Origin of the sequence: Actinoplanes lutulentus, assembly GCF_003259845.1 — a bacterium.
Lineage (GTDB): Bacteria > Actinomycetota > Actinomycetes > Mycobacteriales > Micromonosporaceae > Actinoplanes > Actinoplanes lutulentus.
The window spans coordinates 138,040-156,145 of the sequence record NZ_QLMJ01000007.1; the positions used below are offsets into that span (position 1 = coordinate 138,040).

The 18,106-nt window shown below is 70.9% G+C and carries 14 protein-coding genes and 1 pseudogene; 8 read left to right on the forward strand and 7 right to left on the reverse strand.

Translation table 11 applies throughout. The features are described from left to right. The first annotated feature begins 551 nt into the window (after window positions 1–551). Complete coding sequence (locus B0I29_RS17505) at window positions 552–2,144, forward strand: protein kinase domain-containing protein (protein ID WP_111650060.1); 1,593 nt, start codon at window positions 552–554, stop codon at window positions 2,142–2,144. On the opposite strand, the gene B0I29_RS17510 is transcribed toward B0I29_RS17505, so the two are convergent. Next, window positions 2,108–3,907 carry a hybrid sensor histidine kinase/response regulator gene (locus B0I29_RS17510; protein ID WP_245972584.1) on the reverse strand — a complete coding sequence of 600 codons (1,800 nt, stop codon included), beginning with the start codon at window positions 3,905–3,907 and terminating at the stop codon, window positions 2,108–2,110. The two genes, B0I29_RS17505 and B0I29_RS17510, sit on opposite strands and share 37 nt — an antisense overlap. A gap of 93 nt (window positions 3,908–4,000) precedes the next feature. Between B0I29_RS17510 and B0I29_RS17515 the strand changes: the two genes are divergently transcribed. The 6 genes from B0I29_RS17515 to B0I29_RS17540 are packed head-to-tail and all read left to right on the forward strand — an operon-like array spanning window position 4,001 to window position 9,908. Then, window positions 4,001–4,981: a 3-oxoacyl-ACP synthase III family protein gene (locus tag B0I29_RS17515; protein WP_111650062.1), complete on the forward strand. Its 981-nt coding sequence runs from the start codon at window positions 4,001–4,003 to the stop codon at window positions 4,979–4,981. Next, window positions 4,978–5,718 (forward strand): glycosyltransferase family 2 protein, encoded by a 741-nt coding sequence (locus B0I29_RS17520; RefSeq protein WP_111650063.1) that lies wholly within the window; start codon window positions 4,978–4,980, stop codon window positions 5,716–5,718. The genes B0I29_RS17515 and B0I29_RS17520 overlap by 4 nt, the downstream gene beginning before the upstream one ends. After that, window positions 5,715–7,157 (forward strand): class I adenylate-forming enzyme family protein, encoded by a 1,443-nt coding sequence (locus B0I29_RS17525; RefSeq protein ID WP_111650064.1) that lies wholly within the window; start codon window positions 5,715–5,717, stop codon window positions 7,155–7,157. Before B0I29_RS17520 ends, B0I29_RS17525 begins: the two co-directional genes overlap by 4 nt. After that, window positions 7,154–7,918, forward strand: a complete 765-nt coding sequence (locus B0I29_RS17530) for a glycosyltransferase family 2 protein (protein WP_111650065.1) — start codon at window positions 7,154–7,156, stop codon at window positions 7,916–7,918. The genes B0I29_RS17525 and B0I29_RS17530 overlap by 4 nt, the downstream gene beginning before the upstream one ends. Then, window positions 7,915–8,997: a cytochrome P450 family protein gene (locus B0I29_RS17535; RefSeq protein ID WP_245972585.1), complete on the forward strand. Its 1,083-nt coding sequence runs from the start codon at window positions 7,915–7,917 to the stop codon at window positions 8,995–8,997. Before B0I29_RS17530 ends, B0I29_RS17535 begins: the two co-directional genes overlap by 4 nt. After that, window positions 8,994–9,908, forward strand: a complete 915-nt coding sequence (locus B0I29_RS17540; protein WP_245972586.1) for an NAD-dependent epimerase/dehydratase family protein — start codon at window positions 8,994–8,996, stop codon at window positions 9,906–9,908. Before B0I29_RS17535 ends, B0I29_RS17540 begins: the two co-directional genes overlap by 4 nt. Before the next feature lie 113 nt (window positions 9,909–10,021). Here the strand turns inward: B0I29_RS17540 and B0I29_RS17545 are convergent, their stop codons facing one another. Further along, window positions 10,022–10,459: a chemotaxis protein CheW gene (locus B0I29_RS17545; RefSeq protein ID WP_111650067.1), complete on the reverse strand. Its 438-nt coding sequence runs from the start codon at window positions 10,457–10,459 to the stop codon at window positions 10,022–10,024. A gap of 135 nt (window positions 10,460–10,594) precedes the next feature. Further along, a complete protein-coding gene (locus tag B0I29_RS17550; protein ID WP_111650068.1) occupies window positions 10,595–11,782 on the reverse strand; it encodes a M20 family metallopeptidase in 1,188 nt (395 codons plus the stop codon). A 300-nt stretch (window positions 11,783–12,082) separates the two neighbouring features. On the opposite strand from B0I29_RS17550, the pseudogene B0I29_RS46735 reads away from it, so the two are divergent. Continuing rightward, a pseudogene (locus B0I29_RS46735) lies at window positions 12,083–12,421 on the forward strand (hypothetical protein); the annotation flags it as partial. Between the two features lie 166 nt (window positions 12,422–12,587). Here the strand turns inward: B0I29_RS46735 and B0I29_RS17560 are convergent. The 4 genes from B0I29_RS17560 to B0I29_RS17575 form a co-directional block, all read right to left on the reverse strand. After that, the gene (locus tag B0I29_RS17560; RefSeq protein WP_111650070.1) at window positions 12,588–13,157 is read right to left on the reverse strand and encodes a TetR/AcrR family transcriptional regulator; all 570 of its coding nucleotides are present in this window, start codon (window positions 13,155–13,157) and stop codon (window positions 12,588–12,590) included. Window positions 13,158–13,262: 105 nt separating this feature from the next. Then, the gene (locus tag B0I29_RS17565) at window positions 13,263–14,717 is read right to left on the reverse strand and encodes a hypothetical protein (RefSeq protein ID WP_111650071.1); all 1,455 of its coding nucleotides are present in this window, start codon (window positions 14,715–14,717) and stop codon (window positions 13,263–13,265) included. A 137-nt stretch (window positions 14,718–14,854) separates the two neighbouring features. Then, a complete protein-coding gene (gene ctaD / locus B0I29_RS17570) occupies window positions 14,855–16,603 on the reverse strand; it encodes an aa3-type cytochrome oxidase subunit I (protein ID WP_111650072.1) in 1,749 nt (582 codons plus the stop codon). Between the two features lie 114 nt (window positions 16,604–16,717). After that, the gene (locus B0I29_RS17575) at window positions 16,718–18,064 is read right to left on the reverse strand and encodes a DNA polymerase IV (RefSeq protein ID WP_111650073.1); all 1,347 of its coding nucleotides are present in this window, start codon (window positions 18,062–18,064) and stop codon (window positions 16,718–16,720) included. Window positions 18,065–18,106: the final 42 nt, after the last annotated feature.

An 18,106-nucleotide genomic window follows, 5' to 3' on the forward strand; every position in this document is an offset into this window, starting at 1 on the left:
CCGGCCGCACCCTCGCGAGCCGTCGCTCCGGTAGGTCATCGGGCCTGATGACCTACCGGAGCGACGGCTCGCTCCTGTTACGGCCCGAGCTCGCCGCGTCACCGGGCCGGACGGGTGTGGAGCGCTGCGTGCCGGGTCGGTGACGGCTGGAGATGGGCTGTGTCGCCGGCCGGCTCGCCCGTGGCGGCGCGTCCCAGATGCTGGACTCGCGGTGGTGAATTTTCTGTCAACAACCTGTGCAGCGGGCGCGCGGCGGAGTCCTCGGCGAGCAGGGCGGCGCGGAAGATCAGGACGGGCGGCCGATGCCGGCTCCGACCAGGTGCGTGCATGATCTTCCATTCCAGCCACTTCTCGGGTTGCCCGAGTTTGATTACAGTGAATAACCATGAGGTTGCCTAGGGTTACCGAGCCCTACGTGTTTACACCTTCCGTCCACTCCGGTCGAGTGATCGCTATCGTCTCGGATCACCAGAAATCCGACAGGCGCGCAATCGCTTCCGTCCAGTAGCGTCGATAGTGCTTTTGTGAGCGTCCACAACCGAGGTGACGGCATGGTTCCGCTGGGAGAGGTCGTCGCCGGGCGCTATCGCATCCTCCGTCCGCTGGCGAACGGCGGGATGAGCCGCGTCTGGCTCGCATCCGACGACCGCGCCGGTGTCGCGCGTCACGTCGCCATCAAGCAGTGCACGGTCCCCGACGGGCTCTCCCCCGAGCAGCGCGACGTCATCCGCGAGTGGGCGTTCCACGAGGCCAGAGCCGCTGCCCGGGTGCGCCACCCGAACCTGATCCACACCCTCGAGGTCTGCCAGGACAACGCCGGCCCATGGATCGTCATGGAGTACGTGCCGTCCCGCTCCCTCCAGGAGATCGTCGAGACCGAGGGTTCCCTGCCGCCCGCCCGGGTCGCCGAGATCGGCCTTGCCGTGCTGGCCGCGCTCGCCGCCGCGAACGACGCCGGCGTGCTGCATCTCGACGTCAAGCCGGGCAACGTACTCATCGGCGATGACGGTCGTGTCGTGCTGACCGATTTCGGTCCCGCCGTCACCTCGGCCGGCATCCAGGCACTGACCGAGGCCGGCGTGGTGCTCGGCTCACCGAAGTACATCGCGCCGGAGCGCCTCTTCGAGCACACCTCCACTGTCGCGTCGGATCTGTGGTCGCTCGGCGCGACGCTGTACCACGCGGTCGAGGGTCGGCCACCCTATCTGCGCTCCAGCACGACCGGGGTGCTGCGCGCCCTCGCCGACACCGAGCCCGACCCACCCCGGCAGGCCGGTCCGCTCACCCCGCTCCTGACCGGCCTGCTCCGCCGGGACCCGGCCACCCGCCTCGGCGTCCACGAGGTGGAGGCGAAACTCCGCAAGGTCGCCGGCGTGCGACGCTCGGCATTCGGCCGTCGCTGGTGGAAACCGACCTGGTCACGCCCCACCCTGCCGGAACCCGCCCACGAGGCCACCGCCGCCGAACGCGCCACCCGAGCCGCGCCACCGCAGGAGACCCAACCGGACGCGTCGCAGATGACGCCGGCGGCGGAGGCTCTTGGGCGGTCGGTTGATGAGGTCGAGGAGGACGGGCGTACCTGGCTGCGCCGCCGTCTCTCCGCGGCCGCAGCGGTCATCACCCTGCTGGCGCTGCTGGCCGCCGTCGCCGCGAACGCCCGCGACGGCAACGGTGACATCCGGCAGCCGGTGCAGAGCTCGGCCGCCGCGGTCGCCGCGGTGCTGCCTGAGGAGTTCGGCTGGTGGACGGATCCGAGCGGCTTCCGGGTCGCGGTACCGGACGGCTGGCGACCGGACCCGCTCACTGACGGCGAGGTCTCGTTCGCCGACCCGACCGGCGGCACGATGCTGCGGATCAGCCGCTGGCCCGGCCCGGCCGCCGACGTGGTGGCCGGTCTGCTCGCCCAGGAGCAGGACATCGCAGTCCCGGCGTACCGGCGGTTGAGGATCGAAGCGCTTCCCGGCGCGACCGGGGCGGTCTGGGAGTACACGTTCCTCAACCCGGACTCGGTCGCGATGCGCGGGCTGCGCCGGGTGGTGGCGAGCGGCGCCGAGGCGTACCTGATCGAGTGGCGCACCGCGCGCGACGCGTGGCATGCCGCGCTGCCTCAGCTCACCGTGGTCCTCTCCACGTTCGCGGCCTGAGCGCCACTCGCGGCCGACGAAAGCGACGGAGCCGGAGAAAGCGCCGGAGCGGAAGAAGCCGACGGCGCCGGAGAAACCGGTAAACCCGGCACGACCATCTCGCCGAGCTTCATCAGCAGGTCGTGCGCGGTGAACGGCTTCTCGATGAACGCGATGTCCTCGTCCAGCACATGCGTCGTCCCGAGCAACCCGTTGCTGTACCCGGACATGTAAAGCACCGGCAGCTCAGGCCGCGACTCGTGGATCACCTCGGCAACCCGCCGCCCGGACATCTCCGGCATGATCACGTCGGTCAGCAGCGCGTCGCAACCGTGCTGCCGGAACAGCGCGAGCGCCTCTTCCCCGCCGGTCGCGGTCAGCACGTGGTACCCGCCGCCGGCCAGGATCCGGGTGACCACCCGGGCCAGCACCGCCTCGTCCTCGACGACCAGGACGGTACGCCCGGCCCCGTCCGGCGGCGCCTGACGCTGCACGGCCGCACCGACCCGTTCCGGCGACGTCACCAGCGGAAGGTAGATCCGGAACGTGGTGCCGACCCCCGGCTCCGAATACACGTTCAGGCTGCCGCAGGCCTCGGTGACGATGCCGTACACGGTCGCGAGGCCGAGACCCGTACCCTTGCCTGTCGGTTTTGTGGTGTAAAAAGGCTCGAAGATGCGCTCGGCGACCTCCGGCGGCATCCCCTCGCCGGTGTCGCTGACCAGCAGGCGGGCATAGGTTCCGGCGGGCAGCGGCGGTTGCATGTCGAGCTCTCCGCCGTCGAGGGCGGCCGCGTTCGCTTCGAGAACCAGCGTGCCGCCGTCGGGCATCGCGTCCCGGGCGTTGATCGCGAGGTTGAGCAGGATCTGCTGGACCTGGCCGGGGTCGGCGAAGACAGTGACCGGATCCGCGGACGGAACCGTGATCAGGTTGATGTGCGCGCCGATGGTCCGGCCGAGCATCGCCTGCACTTCGGCGAGCGCCTCGTTCAGGTCGACGTCCTGCGGCTGGATGGTGTCGCCGCGGGTGAAGGTGAGCAGCTGCCGGGTCAGGTTGATGGCCCGGTCGGCGGCGTTGCGGACGTGCTTGAGATCGTCGGAGAGCGCCTCGTTGCCGGCGGCTTCCTCGACCGCGAAGTCGGTGTAGTTCACGATGATCGCCAGGATGTTGTTGAAGTCGTGCGCCACCCCACCGGCCAGTTTGCCGAGCGACTCCATCCGCTGCGCCTGATGGGTACGTTCCTCGATGGCCCGCTGCTTCTCCGCGGCCTCTTTCGCCGCGGTGATGTCGCGTATCACGACCGCCGCCCCGGAGATCTCGCCCGCGGAGTCACGGATCGGCGCCACGCTGAGCGACGCCTCGACCGGTGTGCCGTCCTTCGCGAACCGCCGCGATTCGTACCGGAGGTTCCCCTCGCCGCGGGCGATCCGCATCGCGACCTCGTACTGTTCCGCGACCCCGGACGAGTCGGCGAGATCGACGATCCGCCGCCCGATGAACTCGTCGGCGGTCCAGCCGAAGATCCGTTCCGCGCCCGCGTTCCACGCCGTGACCAGGCCGCCCAGGGACACCCCGATGATCGCGTCGTCGGTGTGCTCGGCGACCGCCTCCAGCATCGCCCGCGCGGCCTGTTCCCGGGCGTCCGCCTCGGCGACCCGCGGATCCATGTGCGTCTTCACCCGGTGCCGCGCCGACCAGTACCAGATGCCGGCCGCGACGAGCGCCAGGCAACAGACGACGAGCGCCAGAAAGAGCTGTTCCGGCATGGTCGTCTTATCGGACAAAGCTCACAAGCTCTGAGGTCCGAATGGACGGAATTCCCCAGCGGCCCGCACAATAAACCCCTTTCACGGAACTGACGGGGGTTGGCGCACCAGATGCGGGTCGGCATAACCGGGGTGGGCTCGTACCTCCCGGAGCACGAGATAACCACGGCCGACCTGCAGAACCAGGTGTCGGCACGGCTTCCACGCGGCCTGTTCGCCCGGCTCACCGGCATCGAACGGCGTCGCATCGCGGCCGCCGACGAGTACGCGTCAACCCTGGGCCTGCACGCCGCCCGGACAGCCCTGACCAGCGCCGGCCTCGACCCGCTCGACATCGACCTGCTGCTGTTCGCCTCGGCCAGCCGCGACATGGTGGAACCGGCCACCGCGCACATCCTGCAGGCCTCGCTCGGCAGCCGGGCGCACGCGCTCGACGTCACCAACGCCTGCAACAGCTTCATCAACGGCATCGACCTGGCCCGCTCGATGATCCTGGCCGGCCGGGCCCGGCGCGCCCTGGTCGTCACCGGCGAGACACCGTCACGGGCGATGCGTCTCACCGCGGACCTGGCCGAGGCGCGGCGGTCGTTCGCCGGTTACACGTTCGGCGACGCCGGCGCGGCCGTCGTGCTGGAGCCGGTCGAGCACGGCGGGATCGTGGACATCGACTCCGAGACGTACTCCGAGCACTGGACGGCCGGCGGCATCCCGGGCGGCGGCTCCCGGCATCCGCGCGGTGACGAGCACACCTATTTCGCCGGCGACGGGCACAAGCTGCGCGGCGTCTTCGAGAAGGTCGGCGCCGGCATCCTCGACCGGGTACGCAGCCGCACCGGTTTCGAGCACACCGATTACGCCAAGATCCTCGTGCACCAGGTGACGCTGCCCTACCTCGACCGGTTCATCGAGGTCACCGGCGTGCCACGGGACCGGCTGGAGATCACCGTGACCGGACTCGGCAACATGGCCAGCGCGACCATCGGGGTGCAGCTGGCCCGGGTCCACCCCGACCTCAAGCCCGGTGACCGGGTGCTGCTGATCGGGCTCGGTGGCGGTGTCAGCCTCATGACGATGGTCTGGGAGCAGTCGTGAGCACGCGGCTCTGGGTGGTCGTTCCGGCGTACAACGAGGCGGCCCGGATCAGCGCCACCCTGTACGCCCTGGCGGCGCAGACCGACACCGCGTTCACGCTGCTCGTCGTGGACAACGGTTCCACCGACACCACGGCCGACGCGGTGCGCTCGTTCATGGAGTGCGCGCCGTTCGCCGTGCAGGTGCTCACCGAACGGGAGAAGGGTGTCGGGTGCGCGGTCGACACCGGGTTCCGGCATGCCATCGCTTCGGGGGCCGAGCTGATCGTGCGTACCGACGCGGACTGCATCCCGCGCCCCGGCTGGGTGGCAGCGGCGCGTGCGGCGCTGGACGGCGGCGCCGGGATGGTCTGCGGCCGGATCACCGCCCGCCGCGACGAGCACGGACCCGCCGGCCGGGCGTTCTTCGCCGGGCTGGTCACGCTGGCCGCGCTCTTCGGACGGCTGCGCCCGGCACACCACGGCGGCGAATACCTGGCGCCGTACCGGATGCACGCCGGCAACAACATGGCGATCACAGCGCGGCTCTACGAGGCGTGCGGCGGCATGCCCCGGCGCCCGTCACCCACCGACCGCCTCTTCCTGAACCGGGTACGCCGGACCACCGCGTCGATCGTCCACAGCAGAACGATGGTCGTGGAGAACTCGACGCGGCGGATCAAGGCGTACGGCGTGATGGCGACCGCGAAGTGGTACCTCGACCGCGGCAGCGGCCCGCTCACCCCGGATCCGCGATGACTCTCGACGCGCTGAACGCCGGCCTGCGGCCCGGCGACGACACCCCCGCGCTGATCACCGGCCGCCGTACGGTCACCCGCGGCGATCTCGCCGAGCTCCGCGATCGGTACGCATCCGCGCTGCACGCTCACGGCCTGCGCGCCGGTGACACCCTCGGCGTCGCGGTCCGTCCCGGGCCACGGGCTTTGGCGATGCTGCTCAGCGCGTACAAAATCGGTCTTCGGGTCGCCGTGCTGGACCCGAACGCCGGGCCTGACGTGCTCACCGCCCGGCTCGCGCTGGCGCGACCGAGATTGATCGTCGCGGACGCGGCCGCGCAGGCGGTCGCGAGCTGGGCCGCACCCCTCGCCCGCCGCGCCGGCCTCGCCCTGCCGGACCTCGCCTCGCTGGCGCCGACAGTGACCGTGGGCCGGCGTCTGCCCGGGTCAGCGCCGTCGCTGGAGCTCGTGACCGGTGAGGTGCCGGCATACGACGGTGACGGCGACGCGGTCGTCATCTTCACCTCGGGCACCACCAGCAGCCCGCGAGCCGTCGTCCACACGCGCTCCGGTCTGGCCAACGGCCTGCAGGCGGTGACCGACCTGGTACAGCCCCGACCGGGTGTGCCGGTCATCGGCGGCACGTTCTTCGTGATGCTGCCGGCGCTCGCCGCGGGCGCACCGGTCGCCCTGCCGGCACGCCGCGGTCTCGCCCGGCAGATCACCCACCTGCGCCCGCAGGCGATCTACCTGACCCCGCCGCGGCTGCGGACCGCGCTCGACGCGGGCGTCCGGTTCACCGGGCGCGTCTACAGTGGATCGGCGCCGGTCACCGCGCGGTTGCTGAGCCGGGTCCGCGAGACCGGAGCTGATCAGGCCTGGTGCGTCTACGCATTGACCGAGGTGTTCCCGGCCGCGGCTGTCGAGGCGACCGCCAAAGCCGCGTTTGACCAGGCCGGTGACCTCGTCGGCGACCTGCTGCCGGGCGTGCGCGCCCGTCTCGACGACGCCGGCGAGCTGCACCTCGCGGGTGCTGGTGTCTGCGATCGATACCTGGGCTCCGAGCCGCACGAATGGGTCGCGACCGGCGACCTGGCACGCCTCGACGATCGCCGCGTGGTCCTGGCCGGCCGCCGCAAGGACATGATCCTGCGCGCCGCCGAGAACATCTATCCCGGCCTCTACGAACCCTCCCTGCACGTACCCGGCGTCTCCCTCGCCGTCCTCGTCGGCGTCCCGGCCGGCGACGGCGACGAAACCCTGGTAGCCCTGATCGAAACCGGTCCGCACGCCGATCAGTCCGCCGTCCGCGCGGCCTTGCGCGAGCCCCTCGACCGGATGGGCGCCGCCAGGCCCGACCACATCATCCTCACCAAGATCCCCCTGTCCGGCCGTTCGAAGAAACCCGACCGGGTCGCGGCGGCGAGACTCGCCGCCGGCCTTCTGGGGGTACGGGAATGAGCACCCCGAACCTCGCCGTGATCGTGCCCGCCTTCAACGAGGCCGCGTCGATCGGTGCCACCCTGGCGGCGCTGGCCGCCCAGTCCGACACCGGGTTCCGCCTCGTGGTCGTCGACAACGCGTCCACCGACGACACCGCCCTGGTGGTGAGCCGTTTCGCCGCGACAGCGCCGTTCCCGGTGGACCTCGTCACCGAGCCGTCCCCCGGCGCCGGAACCGCCGCCGACACCGGTTTCCGGCACGCGATCGCGACCGGCGCCACGATGCTGGCCCGCACCGACGCCGACTGCCGGCCGGCCGCGGACTGGGTGGCGACCGCTCGTGCGTACCTGGAAGGCGGCGCCGACATGGTCTGCGGCCGCAGCGTCCCCCGCCGCGACGAGCAGCCGTCCTGGATGGAGCGTGTCGTCTTCCCCGGCGCGGTACGGCTGGCCGCGGTCTACGGCCGATATCGGCGGACCCACCGTGATCCCGCGTTCCGCACGCCGTACGTCCTGGTGCACGGCCACAACCTGGCCCTGTCCGCCTGGCTGTACCTGAGCTGCGGCGGCACCGAACGCGAAGCGCTGGAGTCGGGCGCCGAGGACGTCACCCTGCTCAACCGGGCGAGACGGCACACCGACCGGATAGTCCGCGCCGAGGACCTGGTGGTCGAGTCCAGTCTGCGGCGGCTGCGAGCGTGGGGCCCGAAACGAACCCTGCTCTGGCACTGGGACCGCCGCTGGCGCCCGCCGACAGCCGCCGAGGTGCACATCCGATGACCCACGCCTCCGCGATGCGCCGGGCTCGCCGCCGTGACCGGCGGGTCTATCTCGGCAGTCATCCCTTCCTGTTCGCGCTGCTCGCGGCCACCCGCCGCCGCCCGGCGACGCGCATCGGCCGCACGGTGATCGCGCATTCCCGGGCCGCGTTCGTCGACGGGCTGCTCCGGGTGCCCCTGGACCGGACCGCCGAGGGCACCACCGGCGGCGCCGCGGGCCGGCTGACCGGCGGCGGCCTGCTCTTCGACCAGGAGGGCGACGACCACCGCGCCTCCCGCCGGGACCTCGCCGACGCCCTGAGCGCCGAGGGCGTGGCACGCCTCCGTCCGATCTGGACCGGCCTGCTGACCGACCGCCTCGCCCCGCTGGCGGCGGGCCACCCGATCGACCTGGTGGACATAGCCGCCGATCTGTCCGGCACGACCACCGCCGCGATGCTGGGCCTGGCCGTCGACGGCCGCGATCTGGCAACGGCCGCCCGAGCCGCAGCAGCGGCCGGAGCCCGGGACCACCTGCCGGGTCTCCCCCACCCGGGCGCCCGCAAAGCCGCCGAGGCCGCGGCGGCCAACCTGAACAACCTGCTCACCGGCGGCGACGCGATGGCGGCCATGCTCGCCGTCGCCGCCATCAACACCACGGTCGCCGCTCTGCCCCGCGCCGCGGCCTGGTGTGCCGACGCGAACCTCTGGCCCTACGCGGAAACCGCAGTGGAATCCCTGGTCACCGAGCTGCTGCGAGCCACCACCCCGACGCCGCTCCTGCCCCGGGTAGCCGCCGGATCAGGCACCGTCGCCGGCTGCCCGGTCACGGCCGGTGACCGCCTCGTCCTGGTGGCCCGGCACGCCGTGGACGCCCACAGCACCGACCCCAACCCGGCCGACCCGGCGCCGCCGCACGTGGCCCAGCTGGTCTTCGGCGCAGGCCCGCACGCCTGCCCCGGCGCCCGCATGGCCCGTGCCCAGATGGCTGACACCTTGGCGGCGCTGGCCCCGTACCGGCCGACAGTGGTCAGCGCCAGAGCGGACCGCCGCAGCGCCCTGCCCGGCTGGTCCTCCTTGATCCTGGCCCCGGCCCGGTGAGCACGTCACTCCACGGATTGCGGATCGCGGTCACCGGGGCGAGCGGCTTCTGCGGCGCCGTCGTCGCGAACGCCGCGGCGGCAGCGGGCGCCACGGTGGTCTGCCTGGGACGGCGCCCGGGACCGATCGGTGAGCACCGGTACTGGGACGCCACGCGTACCCCACCCGATCTGACCGGAACCGATCTCGTGCTGCATCTCGCCGCAGCCGTCGGTGACCCACCACCCGGTCGCGCCGCCGAGGAAGCCTTCCACGCGGTGAACGTGGACGGCACCGCCCGTCTCATCGAGGCCGCCGGAACCCGCACGCTGATCTGGGTGAGCAGCGCCAGCGTCTACGCCAGTCCGACCACGCCGGAGCCCATCCGCGAGGAACACCCGCTGGGCGGCATGACCGCTTACGGTCGCACCAAGGCCGCCGGGGAACGTCTCGCCGCAGCGGCCGGCGCCGTGATCCTGCGTCCGCGCGCGGTCTACGGCCCGGGCGACCCGCACCTGCTCCCCCGCCTGCGCCGGGCCGTCCGCGGAGGCCGGGTCCTGCTACCCGGACCGGACATCCCGCTCAGCCTCACCGCCGTCGAGAACCTCGCCGACGCCTGCCTGGCTGCCCGAAATTGGACACCCGGCGCCTACAACGTCGCGGACCCACCCGTTTACCGGCGCGACGAGATCGTCAGCGCGGCCTGCGGCGTACCGGTCCAGCACCTGCCGATCACCCTGGCACGCGCGGCCGCGAGGACCTCGGCCACGATCGCGCGCCTCACCCGCCGCGCACCGACCCTTTCCTGGTACGCCTTGGAGCAGCTGACCAATCCGGTAGTCCTGGACACGTCCCGAGCCGCGGCGCAGGGCTGGACCCCGACCCGGACCTTCCACGATTTCCTGGACAGCCCCGGCGCTGATCGTCCATGAGCTTTTCGCTACAAGGGTGTCGACACAGATCTTGTGAGTTTCGGCCCGCCGCGCCACCGCAAGCTCACAAGATTCCGCGAACGCACGGGTTTCCGGGAGACCGTCGCGGGATCTCAGGCCGAGACGCGGGCGGTGTTCACGCACTCGGCGACGTCCAGCACCAGCAGCAGCCGGCCCTCGGTCTTGTACGCGCCGGTGACCAGCGCCCGTGACGGGCCGGTCAGCGTCGCCGGCGGCTCCTCGAACAACTCCGCGTCCAGATCGGCGACCTGCCCGATGCGGTCGACCAGCAGGCTCACCGGCTCGTCGCCGTACCGCACGATCACGTTCATCACCAGGCCGGACATGTCCCGGCGGGGCATGCCGAACTGCACACGCAGGTCCACCGCGGCGATCACCTGGCCGCGCAGGTTGAACAGTCCACCGACGGCGTTCGGCGCCAGCGGCACCGGCGTGTACTCGCTGTACGACAGCACCTCCTGCACAGCGTCCACGTCCACGCCGAAGAACTGGCCGGCGACCTCGAAGGTGACGAACTGACGACTGGACATGCGCGCTCCCGGGGTTCATGACCACCGGGCAACTGCCACGACGGATTGCCAGGCTCATCGGGCGACCGGGTGCCGACCCAAGAACTCCGGCGGGATCAGTCAGGTGAGCGTCGGGTGCGCGTCAGGTGCGGCCTTTCAGCGCCACGTATCCCGCCCGCCTCTCAGCGCCACATAACCCGCCCGCCTCCCCGCGTCCCTGGCCAGGTCGATGCCCACCCTCGCCAGCAGATTCGCGCCGTCGATCGCGGCCTCGTCGGCAGCGACAGTGCGGGAGGCCACCGCGAACTCGCGCGTGTGCGCCGTCGCCGTCGCGCCCCGCAGCCCGATCATCGGGTGGATCGACGGCACAACATGACTGATATTGCCCATGTCCGTCGAGGCGGTGTTGAACTCGGGCGGCAGGACCACGGCGATCCGCCCGAAATCGGGCAGGTGCGCGCAGTAGGCAGCCATCAACCAGGGATCGTTGCGCAACTCCAGGTAATCCGGCCCGGCCTGCTGGAACGACACCTCGGCCCCGGTCGCCAGCGCGCCTGCCCGGAAACAATCACGCACCCGCTGCCGCAGCGCGTCCAGCTTGTCGGCATCCGGGGCGCGTACCTCGTAATCCAGCACGGCCAGCTCCGGAATGATGTTGGTGACCGACCCACCATGACGGATGAATCCGGCGACGCGACTCGACGGCGGCACCTGCTGGCGCAGCAAGCCGATCGCCACCTGCGCCACCACTGCCGCGTCCGCCGCGTTCACCCCGTCCCACGGCGCACTGGCGGCATGGGCCGGATGTCCGCGATAGGTCACTGCGAACCGGCTGCACGCCTGGGTGCTGTCCCGGGCGCCCGCCGTGTCGATCGCCCCGGGGTGCGCCATCATCGCCACCGTCACGTCGTCGAACACACCCCGTTCCAGCAGCAGCTGCTTGCCGCCGCCGCTCTCCTCGGCGGGTGTGCCGATCAGCTTGACCCGGAACCCGTACCGATCGGCCGCTGCCCGGAGCCCGATCGCCGCGCCCGCCGCGATCGCGCAGATGATGTTGTGGCCGCAGCCGTGACCGATTTCGGGCAGCGCGTCGTACTCCGCGCACACCCCGATCGTCAGCTCGCCCTCGCCGTGCACAGCGGTGAGCGCGGTCGGCAGATCACCGGCGCCTTCGGTGACCTTGAACCCAGCTGACCGCATCAGCTCAGCCAGCTTCGCGGCCGAGGCCTGCTCAGCGAAGGCCACCTCCGGCTCGTCGTGCAGGCTGTGGCTGAGAGTGATCAGCTGCTCCCGCCACTCGGCGATCGCAGCGCCGGCCGTGCCGTACCACCTGCTCGCGCTCATCCGCTCTCCCTCCGGGGTTTGCTACGTACCCGCGCGGGCCGCCCCACGTCTGTCCGATCACAGACAGGTTGCAGTGTGGCTACGCCCGAGGCACACCATCTCCGCGGACACCACCCTTGAGCAGCCAAAACACCAACTTCAACAGATCAAGAGCCGAGGGTACGCGTAAGCCTCGTCACGCCGTCAACAACGTTGACACGAGCCGTCAACGTTGTTGACACTACGACGGTAAACATCGCTGTCCGAAAGCGTTCAGTCATGCCACGGCTCGCCACACTGCCCCGCCAGCTGCTCTGGTTCATGCTGGTGGGTGCGCTCAGCACGGTTCTGCAGACCCTCGTCTACGTGTCCGTGCGTTTTGCCGTACCAGCGACCTGGGCGAGCTGGATCGCCCTGCTCGCGATCACGCCCTTGAACACCGAGGCGCACCGGCGGGTCACCTTCAACGTGAAGACCTCGGCGGTCGGCCGGCTGCACTGGGAGGCCGGCCTCACGTCGGTCGCCGTGTACCTGGCAAACCTCGTGGTCGCCCCGCGGTTCGCCGGGATCGCCGGCCCGCACCCGACCTCCCTGGAGGAGGCGCTGATCCTGGCGCTCACCGGGAGCCTGATCGGCGGCCTGCGATACGTCCTCCTGCGCGGCTGGGTCTTCGCCCAGCACCGCCACCAGGCGCCGGCCCAGCCCGGCAACCGCCCGGCCGGCCGCGACCGGCAGACCGCCGAGCACCGCGAATCGCAACCGGCCGCCGCACCGCATGCGCCCGGGTCACCGGGCAGCACGCCGGCGAAAGTGCACCGGGCAGGGCTCAGGCTTCTCCGGCGACGGGGTCGGCAGTGTCTAGCAGCCGCTGGATCGAGTCTCCGTACAGCGCGACGATCGCCGGCCGGTCGGCGCAGCTCAGCACCGGATCAGCGACCAGCCAATACGCGTTGATCAGCCCGGCGAACTGGGCCGCCACCAACCGGGCCCGCAGCTCGGGGTAGGAACCGCCGATCCGGTCGGCGAGCGGACCGACGAACACGTCGTGCATCGACGCCCGGAGCTTCTCCTTGATCTCCGGGCGGTCCGACGCGGTCAGCATCGCCCGGTAGACCCCGGCGGCCGGGGTCTCGGAGGCGCGGAGCACGAACCGGACCAGCTCCCGGCCGATCGACTCGATCGGCCCGGCCAGGATCCTCGGCAGCTCCTGGGAGACCGAGATGGTGGCGAGGAAGAGGCCTTCCTTGGATCCGAAGTGGCGGATGACCAGGGCGGGATCACAGCCAGCGACGGCGGCGATGCCACGCACCGTGGTGCCCGAGTAACCGTCGCGGACGAAAAGCTCGGTCGCCGCCCGATGGATCGAGTCCCGGGACGGGATGTTCTGCGGCAGCACGTTCCCATCCTAGGTAAAGAACGGAACGGCCAGTAGGGGCCTGAGCCCCGGCCGGCCCGGGCTGGATGCCGGACCGGCCGGGGCGTGCGCCACCGGAACAGAGCATCAGCTCCCCGAGGCGCTCCGGCGGCGACGGCCCAGGAGCAGCGCGACCGCTCCGAACAGCACCAGCGCGATTCCCCCGATCCCGAGTACAGCCACGTTGGCGCCGGTCAGGGCAAGCGCGCCGCCACCCGTACCCCCGCCGCTCGGAAGAGGCTCGCCCAGCGCGACCGGCTTGACCGAGACCGATGGCGAAGCCGAGGGCGAGGTCGCGCGGGACGCGGAAGCGGACGGCGCGGGCGAGGACGGACGAGTCACCGCGGGTGAGGAGACGGAGGGTGACGGCGACGGGGTGTAACCGTCGTTGCCACGGTCGCGCGGCGGCTTCACGGCTTCCGGAGCGCAGGCGGCGACCGAGAGGAATCCGAGCGCGAGGTCGAGCACGTGGGCCTTGCCGACCTTCACCTCGACGCGGAGCGAGGCGGCCTCGGCGCTGACGGTGCGCTTGCCGATGTCCGAAGTGGCCCGCCCGAGGGAGAGCCGGACATCGATGGCGGACGTCTTGTGCTGACCGATTCCGCCTCCCAGGCCGAGCGCGTCGGCCTCACCGGCGAGGCTCAGCGAGACGTCGGCGCCGGCGTCTTCGAGGGTGCTCACCGACTTGCCGCCGGAGCTGATCTCCAGCACCGCCGGGCGGTAGTCAACAGTGGACTTCTTCGGATCGCTCGCGGCGACGACCTCCAGCGTCGGCTGGTTGACCACCTTGATGCCGATCTCGTGCTCGGTGCCGGCGAACAGGCTCAGGTCGCCGAGGGCGACACCGGCGCCGGCTCGGACGCCGACCTGCCCGTGCTTCAGGCGGACGAGGTCGGTCGCGCTCTGAGTGGAACCGCTCGGACCGATTTTGAGCAGGCTGGTGTTGCGCGACGCGTGAGTCAGGTGGTCGATCACGCTGAGCACCGGCACACCGTGCGTGCCGCCGAGCACCGAGAGCCCGGCGAGCATGGTCGCCGACCGGGTGAGCGGCCCGGTCTTGCCACACCGGTACGCGTCCTCCCAGGTGGCCTCGGCCGTGGCGGTGCCGGCCTTCACGGTCGCGAGCCCGGCGATGTCGACCGTGGCGAGGTCGACGCTGGCCGGCCCCTTGCTGCGCGGCGCCGTGGAGATCGCGGACGCCTGACCGCCGGAGATGCCGAGCAGTTTCGCGTCGGCGTACCGGGCGGAGGCGACGGTCTTGTGCGGCTTGCCCTTGCTGTCGGCCTCGCCCCGGGAGGAGGCGAGCCGGACGTCGGCGAGCGACGGCAGGTCCCGGTGCAGCGGCCCCGGGTCGAGGACCGTGATCTTGGCGAGGTCGGCCTGCGAGCGGGCGGTGAACTTCCCGGCCGTGCAGTCCGTCGTCGCTGCCGCTGCCGCAGCCGGCACCGCCGGAACGGCGATGGCGAGCACGACGGCGGCTGCTGCGGACTGGGCCGCGCTCCGTCGGCGAGGCAGGGGGATGTGGCGGCGAGCGATCGGCATGTGGTGCGTCCCTCCGGGTGGGGAAGATGTCCGATCTCTCATCGCAATGCACCCTTTGTGAGCTACGGCAGACTCAGGGACGACTCACCATGAGCGCATAGCGGCGAAAGGGACAGACCACCGCATCACCGTCGGAATCAACGATCCGATCGGTCCTCCGGATAGCTCGCTCCGCCGGTGGATTCGTCGGTCAGTGGGCGCGCGCCACCCTCGGGCGGCCCCGCCTCCGACTGCTCACCGGCCGCTAGCTGCGGGAACTTGACGTCAAAAGCCGGGCGCTCGGAACGGATCCGCGGCATCCGATCGAAATTCCGCAAGGGCGGAGGGCTCGAAGTAGCCCATTCGAGCGAGTTGCCGTGGCCCCACGGGTCGTCAGCGGTCACCACCGGGCCCGCTTTGTACGACTTCCACACGTTGTAGATGAACGGCAGCGTCGCGACACCGAGGATGAACGCGCCGATCGTGGAGAGCATGTTGAGGAAGGTGAAGCCGTCGCTCTCCAGGTAGTCCGCGTACCGCCGCGGCATGCCCTCGGCGCCCAGCCAGTGCTGCACCAGGAACGTCACGTGGAAGCCGATGAAGGTCAGCCAGAAGTGCAGCTTGGCGAGGCGCTCGTCGAGCATCCGGCCGAACATCTTCGGGAACCAGAAGTAGATGCCGGAGAAGACCGCGAACACGATCGTCCCGAACAGCACGTAGTGGAAGTGGGCCACCACGAAGTAACTGTCGTGCACGTGGAAGTCGACCGGCGGCGACGCGAGCAGCACCCCGGTCAGGCCGCCGAGCAGGAACGTCACCATGAACCCGATCGCCCACAGCATCGGCGACTCGAAGCTGAGCTGCCCGCGCCACATGGTGCCGATCCAGACGAAGAACTTCATCCCGGTCGGGATCGCGATGAGGTAACTGAGCAGGCTGAAGAACGGCAGCAGCACCTGCCCGGTGGCGAACATGTGGTGCGCCCACACGCTCATCGACAACGTCGTGATCAGGATGGTGGCGGCGACCAGCGTCTTGTAACCGAAGACCGGCTTGCGGCTGAAGACCGGGATGACCTCGGTGATGATGCCGAAGAACGGCAGCGCGATGATGTAGACCTCGGGGTGCCCGAAGAACCAGAACAGGTGCTGCCAGAGCATCGGCCCGCCGGTCTCCACATTGAAGACCTGCGCGCCGAGGACCCGGTCGGCGGCAAGGGCGAAGAGCGTCGCCGCCAGGAACGGGAAGACCATCACCACCAGCACGCTGGTGAGCAGGATGTTCCACGTCATGATCGGCATCCGGAACATGGTCATGCCCGGTGCGCGCAGGCAGATGATCGTGGTGATCATGTTGACCGCGCCGAGGATGGTGCCGAGGCCGGAGATCGCCAGCCCGACCACCCACATGTTGCCGCCGACGCCCGGCGAGTACTGACCGCCGCTCAGCGGTGTGTACGCCGTCCAGCCGAAGTCGGCCGCACCGCCCGGGGTGAGGAAGCCGGCCACCGCGATCAGCCCGCCGAACAGGTACAGCCAGTACGCGAACGCGTTCAGCCTCGGGAACGCCACGTCCGGCGCGCCGATCTGGATCGGGACCACGAAGTTCGCGAACGCGAAGACGATCGGCGTCGCGAACAGCAGCAGCATGATCGTGCCGTGCATGGTGAAGAGCTGGTTGTACTGCTCCGGGGAGAGGAACTGCATGCCCGGGCGGGCCAGCTCGGCGCGCATCATCAGCGCCATCAGGCCACCCACCACGAAATAGGCGAAGGCGGTGATCAGGTACAGAATCCCGATCTGCTTCGCGTCGGTGGTGCGGATGGTGCGGGCCAGCCAGGAGCCGCGGATCTGACGCCGCACCGGCCACGGCCGGGTCTGCACGGGACGAGGCGCAACAGCGGTCATCGAAATGTCCTCCCGGACTGTTCGTACTCCGCGGTGCGCGCCTTGCCAACCCGGCCACATCCACCGACAGGGATCAACCCCCTGCGCCATGCACCATCCGCACAACCCGGCCTGTCACGGCGAGGGCTCGGTCCAATCCGGTGGGTCCGTGGTGTGCAGCAGCGGATCGTCGACGGCAAACGTGCGCACCGGGCCGGGCAGGGTGCGCGGGCCCTCGAACCGGACCGTCACCCGGCCCAGCCCGCTCCCCCAGACCCAGCCGGAGCCGTGCTCGTCGTGCCGGACATCCTGCCCCGGTCGCCACACCGGCGGCCCGGCCGTCTCCGTCGCCACCGCGAGCGGCTCGGGTGCCGGGGCCATCAGCAACGGCTCGATCAAAACCGGCCGCTCCAGCGAGAACAGCTCGTCCTGAGCGAAGTCGGCCAGCGTCGACACACCCACGCCGAGCAGCCGGACGCCGCCCGTCGTGTTCACCTCGGCCAGCAGCCGCCGGGCCAGCTGCGCGACCAGGCGGCCGTCGTCGGTCGGCTGGTCGCGGGTCAGTGCCCGGGTCACCGTCGTGAAGTCCGGATGCCGGACCTTGATGTTGACGGTCCGGCCGCTGAGCCCGCTGTCGCGCAGCCGGCCGGCGACCCGGGCGGAGAGCAGGTCGAGCTCCCGCTGCAGGCGCACCGGGTCGGTGAGGTCGACGTCGAACGTCTCCTCGGCGGACACCGACTTGGCCTCGCGCTCGCTGACGACCACCCGGTTGTCCTCGGCACGGGCCAGCCGGAACAGGCCGTTGCCGTGTGCCACCCCGAACCAGTCGACCAGGTCGGCGAGCGGGACCGCGGCGAGCTGGCCGACCGTGCGTACCCCAGAGCGGTGAAGGCGTTGCTCGGTCGCGGGACCGACACCGCCGAGCGCGCCCACCGCCAGGGGGTGCAGGAGCGTGAGCTCCTCGCCGGCCGGGACCACCGTCAGACCGTCGGGTTTGTGCAGCTCGGAACCGATCTTGGCGAGGAGCTTGGAGGATGCGACGCCGACCGAGCCGGTGACGCCGCCGGTGGCCTCGGCGATCTCGCGTTTGAGGCGCAGCGCGAGCTCGGTGACGCCGCGCGGTGAGAGGTCGTGGCCGCCGGCGGCGAGGTCGAGGTATGCCTCGTCGATGCTCACCTGCTCGACCAGCGGGGTCAGGCCGGTCAGCAGGTCCATCACGACCTGGCTGGTCCGTTTGTAGGCCGCGAAGCGGGGTGAGAGATAGGCCGTCCCGGACGGCAGGCGACGCCGGGCCTGCGCCATCGGCATGGCCGAGCGCACACCGAAGACCCGCGCCTCATAGGACGCGGTGGACACCACACCCCGGCCCGCGACCCCGCCGACGACCACAGGCTTTCCGCGCAGCGACACCTTGTCGCGCTGCTCGACCGCGGCGAACATCGCATCGAGGTCGACGTGCAGAATGCTCGGCTCGCCCCTCACGACCGCAGCCTATGCCGGGGGTACGACAACAAACGCCTGCCG